This window comes from Phreatobacter sp. (assembly GCF_027532945.1).
Classification (GTDB): Bacteria; Pseudomonadota; Alphaproteobacteria; order Rhizobiales; family Phreatobacteraceae; genus Phreatobacter.
The window spans coordinates 76,327-82,729 of record NZ_JAPZTZ010000023.1; the positions used below are offsets into that span (position 1 = coordinate 76,327).

At 70.4% G+C, this 6,403-nt stretch carries 8 protein-coding genes; 3 read left to right on the plus strand and 5 right to left on the minus strand.

Annotated features, from left to right (window positions below; translation table 11 throughout):
• Positions 1-9: 9 nt before the first annotated feature.
• Genes O9344_RS17035 through O9344_RS17055 form a run of 5 tightly spaced genes read right to left on the minus strand, consistent with a single transcriptional unit; the run spans position 10 to position 4,555 of the window.
• On the minus strand, positions 10-1,314 hold the full coding sequence (locus O9344_RS17035; protein ID WP_298480061.1) for a glycosyltransferase N-terminal domain-containing protein: 1,305 nt from the start codon (positions 1,312-1,314) through the stop codon (positions 10-12).
• On the minus strand, positions 1,307-2,149 hold the full coding sequence (locus tag O9344_RS17040) for a lysophospholipid acyltransferase family protein (protein WP_363321950.1): 843 nt from the start codon (positions 2,147-2,149) through the stop codon (positions 1,307-1,309). The genes O9344_RS17035 and O9344_RS17040 overlap by 8 nt, the downstream gene beginning before the upstream one ends.
• 16 nt (positions 2,150-2,165) lie before the next feature.
• Positions 2,166-2,402, minus strand: a complete 237-nt coding sequence (locus tag O9344_RS17045; RefSeq protein ID WP_298480065.1) for a DUF4170 domain-containing protein — start codon at positions 2,400-2,402, stop codon at positions 2,166-2,168.
• A gap of 16 nt (positions 2,403-2,418) precedes the next feature.
• Positions 2,419-3,219 (minus strand): 3'(2'),5'-bisphosphate nucleotidase CysQ, encoded by an 801-nt coding sequence (locus O9344_RS17050; RefSeq protein ID WP_298480068.1) that lies wholly within the window; start codon positions 3,217-3,219, stop codon positions 2,419-2,421.
• Positions 3,206-4,555, minus strand: a complete 1,350-nt coding sequence (locus tag O9344_RS17055) for a TldD/PmbA family protein (RefSeq protein ID WP_298480071.1) — start codon at positions 4,553-4,555, stop codon at positions 3,206-3,208. The genes O9344_RS17050 and O9344_RS17055 overlap by 14 nt, the downstream gene beginning before the upstream one ends.
• Between O9344_RS17055 and O9344_RS17060 the strand changes: the two genes are divergently transcribed.
• The 3 genes from O9344_RS17060 to O9344_RS17070 all read left to right on the plus strand — a co-directional run bounded on the left by O9344_RS17060 (position 4,554) and on the right by O9344_RS17070 (position 6,263).
• A complete protein-coding gene (locus O9344_RS17060; RefSeq protein ID WP_298480074.1) occupies positions 4,554-4,748 on the plus strand; it encodes a hypothetical protein in 195 nt (64 codons plus the stop codon). The two genes, O9344_RS17055 and O9344_RS17060, sit on opposite strands and share 2 nt — an antisense overlap.
• Before the next feature lie 116 nt (positions 4,749-4,864).
• Positions 4,865-5,440: a DUF6101 family protein gene (locus tag O9344_RS17065; RefSeq protein ID WP_298480079.1), complete on the plus strand. Its 576-nt coding sequence runs from the start codon at positions 4,865-4,867 to the stop codon at positions 5,438-5,440.
• Positions 5,441-5,579: 139 nt separating this feature from the next.
• A complete protein-coding gene (locus tag O9344_RS17070) occupies positions 5,580-6,263 on the plus strand; it encodes a DsbA family protein (RefSeq protein WP_298480084.1) in 684 nt (227 codons plus the stop codon).
• The last annotated feature ends 140 nt before the right edge of the window (positions 6,264-6,403 follow it).

Below are 6,403 nucleotides of genomic sequence, written 5' to 3' on the forward strand. Positions count from 1 at the left end.
GGCCCGCCATCATCGGTTGCCCCGCATGGCGAGGGTGAGGAAATAGGGCTCGAGGGCGGCCAGCGTGCGGTCGAGGGCGCCGCCGAGGGCGGCCACGGCCGCGCCCGCCGCATCGCGCTGCCGCTGGCGCTCCCGCTTGTCGGTGAGGAGGGTCAGGGCTGCGGCCGCGAGGGTTTCGGCATCGGTGATCTCGACCGCGCCCTTCGCCTCATGGAGCGCGGCATAGACGGCCGCAAAATTGTGGACATGGGGGCCATGGACCACCGCAGCGCCGAGCTTTGCCGGCTCGATCGGGTTCTGCCCGCCGTGGCGGATCAACGAGCCGCCGAGGAAGGCGACAGGGGCGGCGCGATAGAACAGGCCCATCTCGCCGAGCGTGTCGGCGACATAGATGGCATGGCGCAGGCGCGGCAGGTCGCCGCGCGAACGCTGGCAGGCGGGAAGGTCCACCCGCTCGGCGAGGGTGGCGATGGCGTCGCCGCGTTCGGGATGGCGGGGCGCGATGATGGTGAGCAGGTTGGCGAGCCGCGGCGCCATGAGGCGATGCGCCTCCAGCACCACCTCGTCCTCGCCCTCGTGGGTGGAGGCGGCGAGAAAGACAGGCCGCATGCCGATGGACTGGGCGAGGATCATCGCCGCCTCGGGCTCGGCCTCCGGCGCCGGCACGTCGAATTTGAGGTTGCCCGTGGTGGAGACGCGCGGCGCGCCGAGCTCCTCGACCCGCCGGGCATCGTCCACCGTCTGCATCAGGCAGAGCTCGAAACGGGAGAGCAGCGCCGCGATGGAGCGCGGCACCCGGCGCCAGCCGCGGAAGGAGCGCTCAGACATGCGGCCGTTCACCTGGATGAGCGGGGTGCCGCGGGCGGTCGTGCGCAGGATCAGGTTCGGCCAGAGTTCGGATTCGGCAAAGACCGCGAGGTCGGGCTGCCAATGGTCGAGGAAGCGATCGACAAAGGCCGGCACGTCCCAGGGCATGAACTGGTGGATGGCGCCCTCGGGCAGGCGGCGGGCGGCGAGGGCTGCGGCGGTGCGGGTCACCGTCGTCACCAGGACGGCGACGCCGCGCTCGCGCAGCCGGCCGATCAGCGGAATGATGGAGAGGAGTTCGCCGACGCTCGCCCCGTGCAGCCAGATGAGGCGGCCGGGTGGCCGGTCGACGGTCGCCTCGCCGCGGCGCTCCTGGATGCGCTCGGGATCCTCCTTGCCGTGGGCAAGGCGGCGGCGGGCGAGGATGCGCGTCGCCGGCCCCATGAGGGCAGTGACGCCGACATAGGCGCGCAGCGTCGCCGGCATGCGCGCGGGACGGCTAGCCATGGGCCTTGTCCTGCGGGGCGTCCTGCGCCGGATCATCCGGCTCAGCATCCGCGCCGGTAGCACCACGCGACCGCGCGGACTCGGCGGCGGCCTTGCGCACCTCAAGGGCAGCGATAACCTCAGCCGGCCAGAGCGCGGGCTCGGCGCGGCCCTCCGCGATGGCATAGGCGCGCTCGGTGGCGGCGTTCATGGCCGCCTCGACCTCCTGCCGATAGGCCTCCATGGCTACGGCGTTGGCATCGGCCGGCACCCAGATCGGCGGCCCGGCGACGGCGGCGCCGCGGGAGAAGGGCAGATTGACGCTCGCCTTGTCCCAGGACTTCAGATCGATGCGCCGCTCGGTCGCGACCGCGATCGGCAGGATCGGCCGGCCGCTCTGCTTGGCCAGCATGACGATGCCAAGCCCGGCGCGGCGGGCAATCTTCGGCACATCGGCGGTGAGTGCCACGGTCTCGCCGTCGGCGAGCGCCTCGACCATCTGGAAATAGGCGCTCACCCCGCCCTTCCGGGCGAACTGGCCCTTGTGATCACCGGAGCCGCGGATGGTGCGGATGCCGAGCTTCTCGGCGGCGATGGCGTTCATCTCGCCATCCGCCGAGCGCGAGATCAGCACGACGGCGCGGTATTCCGGCCGCCGGACGAAGGGCGAGAGAAAATGCTGGCCGTGCCACATGGCGAAAATCACCGGCAGGTTGGCGTCAGCATAGTCGTAGATGTTGGGCGGATCGAGGCGGAAGCGCCCGGTGCGCCAGACAAGGCGCAGGTAGCCGGCGAGCAGCGAGCCCGCGGCAGAGCGCACCCTTTCGGAGCGCGCCAGGCGCTTGAGGAGGGACACCGGCGGCGGCCGTCCGTCAGGCCGCGTCGGGGTCGAGCAGGCGGTGCAGGTGGACGATGAAATAGCGCATATGCGCATTGTCCACGGTCTGCTGGGCCTTGCCCTTCCAGGCGGCATGCGCGGTCGCATAGTTCGGATAGATGCCGACAATGTCGAGCTTCGACAGGTCGCGGAACTCGGTCCCGTCGAGACTCGTCAGCTCGCCGCCGAAGACGAGATGGGGCAGCTGTTTGGCGGGTGCCGTGTCGGTCATGGCGATGGTATTCCCCTCAGGTCGTGACGCCGCGGCGGCGATCCTCGGCGGTAGCGCGCCGAAGAAGCTCATGCAGCGGAAAACCGGCACAAACGAGCGGAAAATGCGTCGGAACCGGCCTGTTGTAGCAGGGAGCGGTCCCGTCGAGGCCGGTGAGTGATGCACCCGCTTCGTGCACCAAAAGATCGGCCGCCGCAAGGTCCCAATCATGGCTTTGGCCGCCGGCGAAGCCGCCATCGATCTCGCCCGCCGCCACCTTGGCGAAACGCAGCGCCAGCGAATGGATCCTCGGCAGGGCCACGGCCCCATGGCGCTCCACCTTGACCGTCATCGGCTTCGGCCCGGCGACGACGGCGCCGTCGATGCTGTCGCGACCTTTCACGGCCAGCGTCCTGCCGGCAACGCTGGCGCCATGGCCGCGGGCGGCAATGAAGGTGCGGCCGGCCACAGGCTCGGCGAGCGCCGCGGCCACCGGGCGGCCATCGCGCACCGCGGCCACGGAGATGGTCCAGTCCGGCAGGCCAGCGGCGAAGGCGCGGGTGCCGTCGATCGGATCGACGATGAAGAGCTCGCGGCGGTCGAGCCGCGCCGGATTGTCGGCGGTCTCCTCCGACAGCCAGCCGAAATGCGGCCTGGCCGCGCCGAGCCGCTCCTTCAGGAAACGATCCACGGCGATGTCGGCCTCGGTGACCGGCGAGGCGCCGGCCTTGGTCCAGGTGCGCATGCCGCGCCGCTGGAAATCGAGGGCGATGGCGCCGGCCTCGTCGGCGAGGCTGGCCAGGAGATCGCGCAGGACGAGGTCGTCAGCGTCCGGCAACGGTGAGCCCCTCCACCAGAACGGTCGGCGCATCGACGCCATGGTGCAGGACGAGATCGTCGGCCGGGGTCAGGTTGGCGAACATGTCGACGAGGTTGCCGGCGATGGTGATCTCCGCGACGGGATAGGCGAGTTCGCCATTTTCGATCCAGTAGCCCGAGCAGCCGCGGGAATAGTCGCCCGTCACCATGTTCACGCCCGAGCCGATCATGTCGGTGACGTAGAGCCCTGATGTGATGGCGCCGATCATGTCCTTCGGGCTGACCGTGCCGGCGGCGAGATGGAGGTTGGTCGCACCCGGCGAGGGCGGCCCGCCGGTGCCGCGGCTGGCATGGCCGGTGGTCCGGAGCCCGAGCTCGGCAGCGGTGGCGCTGTCGAGGAGCCAGCTTGTCAGCACGCCGTCCTCGATGAGGACGAGGGGCCTGGTCGCCACGCCCTCGCCGTCAAAGGGGCGCGACCGCAGGCCGCGCGGGCGATGCGGATCATCGACGATGGAGACACCGGCCTTGAAGATGCGCTGTCCCAGCCTTTCGCGCAGGAACGACGTCTTGCGCGCCACCGACTGACCATTCGCGGCGGAGGCGAGATAGGAGGGGAAGCTGGCGGCGGTGCGGGGATCGAAGATCACCGGCACCCTGGTCGTGTCGACCTTGCGGGGATTGAGGCGACGCACGGCGCGCTCGCCCGCTCTCGCGCCCACCAGCTCGGCGGCGTCGAGGTCAGCGCGGTGACGGGTGGCGCTGTAGTCATAGTCGCGCTCCATGCCCGTGCCCTCGCCGGCAATGGCGGTGACGGAGAAGGAGGTCGAGGAGCCGAGCGAGGCGCCCTCGAAGCCGGTGGAGGTGACGAGCGCAAAGCCGCCAATGCCGGCACCGGCGCTGGCGCCGCCCGACTTGCTGACGCCCTTGACCGCGAGAGCGGCCTCTTCCGCCCGGCGGGCGAGGGCCTCGAGATCGGCCACCGCCATCATCACCGGGTCGATGAGGTCGAGGTCAGCCCAGCTTGTCGCGAGATCGGCGGGATCTGCGAGGCGGGCGTAAGGATCCTCCGGTGCGACGCGGGCAATGGCGACGGCCCGTTCGGCCAGGGCCGCCGCGTCCTCGCGCGGGTCATTGGAGGAGACCGAGGCGGAGCGGCGGCCGACAAAGACGCGCAGGCCGAGATCGTCGCCCTCGGAGCGCTCGGAACTCTCCACCTGGCCCTCGCGCATCTGCACGCCGACCGAGACGCCGCGCAGGGCCATGACATCGGCGGCATCGGCGCCGGCCTTGCGGGCCGCGTCGACGAGGCGGCGCGCCCGCTCGAGAAGGGCGCCGGTATCGAGAAGATCGGACATGAACCTGCCTTGGAAGGTCGGCCTAAGGGCTGAACCCGGTGTAGGCATCGCGGCCGGCGGTTTCAAGGCGCAGGGCGCGCGAGGAAGCCGGCTTCACGAAGCGTTCAGCCTGCCGCGCAAGACGGCGGAAAGCACGTCGCCCAAGGCTTTCTCAAGCATGGCGGAAGGTCTCGTCTTTCTCCGATCGGATTGAGGTCCGCTTAACCGTCCAACTTAAGCGGTCCGACAAGAAATGCTGCGACGATCCTCCCATCGAAGGGACGAGAGCGGGCGCAAAGCCTGCCGAAGATCCCTCAGGGAGCATGCAACGTGTCGCGTCAAACAGAGCCCGGCGTCCTCGCCGCCGGGATCGGGGCCCTGCGCCTCGATCCCGCCCAGCTACCCGCCCGCTACGCCGCCCCGGACCGGGGCGCCGATGGCGGCCAGCGCTCCATCGACCTCTTCGCCGACCGGGTCGTCATTCGCCGCACGGCGAGCGGCGCCCGGATGAAGCTGCAGCTGCCCGTCTCGGCCTATCGCGGCGTGGTGGTGCGGCTGGCCGACGAGACCGCGCCGGGCGACGCGGTGGAGGTGGTGATGGTCCATCGCGATCCCGCCCTCAGCGTGCCGCTATTCGCGGCCGATGGCGGAGATGACGTGGTGGCCGACTGGCAGCGCTGGGGCCAGGCGCTCGGCCTGCCGCTGCTGGTGGAAGAGGCCGACGGCTCCATGCGCGAGGCCTTCCCGCGCCTCGGCGCCGTCATGCTCGGCACGCCCGGGCCGCGCCGCCGCCGCCGCTCCACCCTCAAGGACCGCCGCCCCTCCGCGCTGATGCGCCGCCGGGCGACCAACGGCATTGCCGGCCAGCCGGTGCATCAGGAGCGCGAGATCATCGCCCGTAACTGACGACCCTCGCGCTGATGTGATGCGTCTCGCGGGGCTGTGACCGCGGCGAGCCCAGGGCGGTATGGCCCTGATGTTGCCACTCGCGCCTGCCACGTCTATGGCCTGTTCCATGTCCATGGCCCCAGACGAGGTCCCACCCATGCTGTCCCGCCGCCATATCATCGAGGGCGCCGCTGCCCTCGGCCTGGTTGCCGCCTTCCCGGGCCTCGCCCTCGCCCAGCGCCGCGCCGCGTCCGAGACCGTCGACGTCGCCCAGCTGATGCAGCCCGGCCCGCTCGGTGATGTGTCCATCGGCAAGGCCGATGCGCCGGTCACCATCGTCGAGTACGCCTCGCTGACCTGCGGCCATTGCGCCACCTTCCACACGGCGATCCTGCCCGAGCTGAAGAAGAAGTACGTGGAGACCGGCAAGGTCCGCCTCGTCTTCCGCGAATTCGCGCTGAACCAGCTCGATGCGGCGGTCTACATGCTCACCCGCTGCATGCTCGGCGCCGACGGCAAGGCCGGCGAGGGCATCGACCAGAGCCGCTATTTCGCGCTGATCGAGGTGTTCTTCCAGCAGCAGCGGACCTGGGCCTTCGGCGGCAACCCGCTCGAGGCCGTCACCGCCATCACCCGCCAGGCCGGCATGACGCAGGCGCAGTTCGAGGCCTGCCTCAACAACCAGGCGATCCTCGACGCGCTCAACACGATCCGCGAACGCGCCTCCTCGGCCTTTGGTGTGGAGTCGACCCCGACCTTCTTCATCAACGGCCGCCGCTTCCTCGGCGCGCAGCCGGTGGCCGAGTTCTCCAAGGTCATCGATCCGCTGCTGCCGGCCTGAGGCTTGCGGAGCGAGGGCATACAGAAGCCGCCGGGCGACCGGCGGCTTTTTTGTTCGACAACTGCGCGAGACGGGGGCGCTGAGAAGAGAGGCTCGGTCCGCTTCCGGTCTTTGGTGCCCTGCATTGCGCAAGTGCGTCC

Excerpts from the sequence above, each read along its gene's own strand:
- O9344_RS17035 (WP_298480061.1), bottom strand. The coding sequence starts at position 1,314 with ATGGCTAGCCGTCCCGCGCGCATGCCGGCGACGCTGCGCGCCTATGTC.
- O9344_RS17045 (WP_298480065.1), bottom strand. The coding sequence starts at position 2,402 with ATGACCGACACGGCACCCGCCAAACAGCTGCCCCATCTCGTCTTCGGC.
- O9344_RS17060 (WP_298480074.1), top strand. The coding sequence starts at position 4,554 with ATGAACCTGCCTTGGAAGGTCGGCCTAAGGGCTGAACCCGGTGTAGGC.
- O9344_RS17055 (WP_298480071.1), bottom strand. The coding sequence starts at position 4,555 with ATGTCCGATCTTCTCGATACCGGCGCCCTTCTCGAGCGGGCGCGCCGC.
- O9344_RS17070 (WP_298480084.1), top strand. The coding sequence starts at position 5,580 with ATGCTGTCCCGCCGCCATATCATCGAGGGCGCCGCTGCCCTCGGCCTG.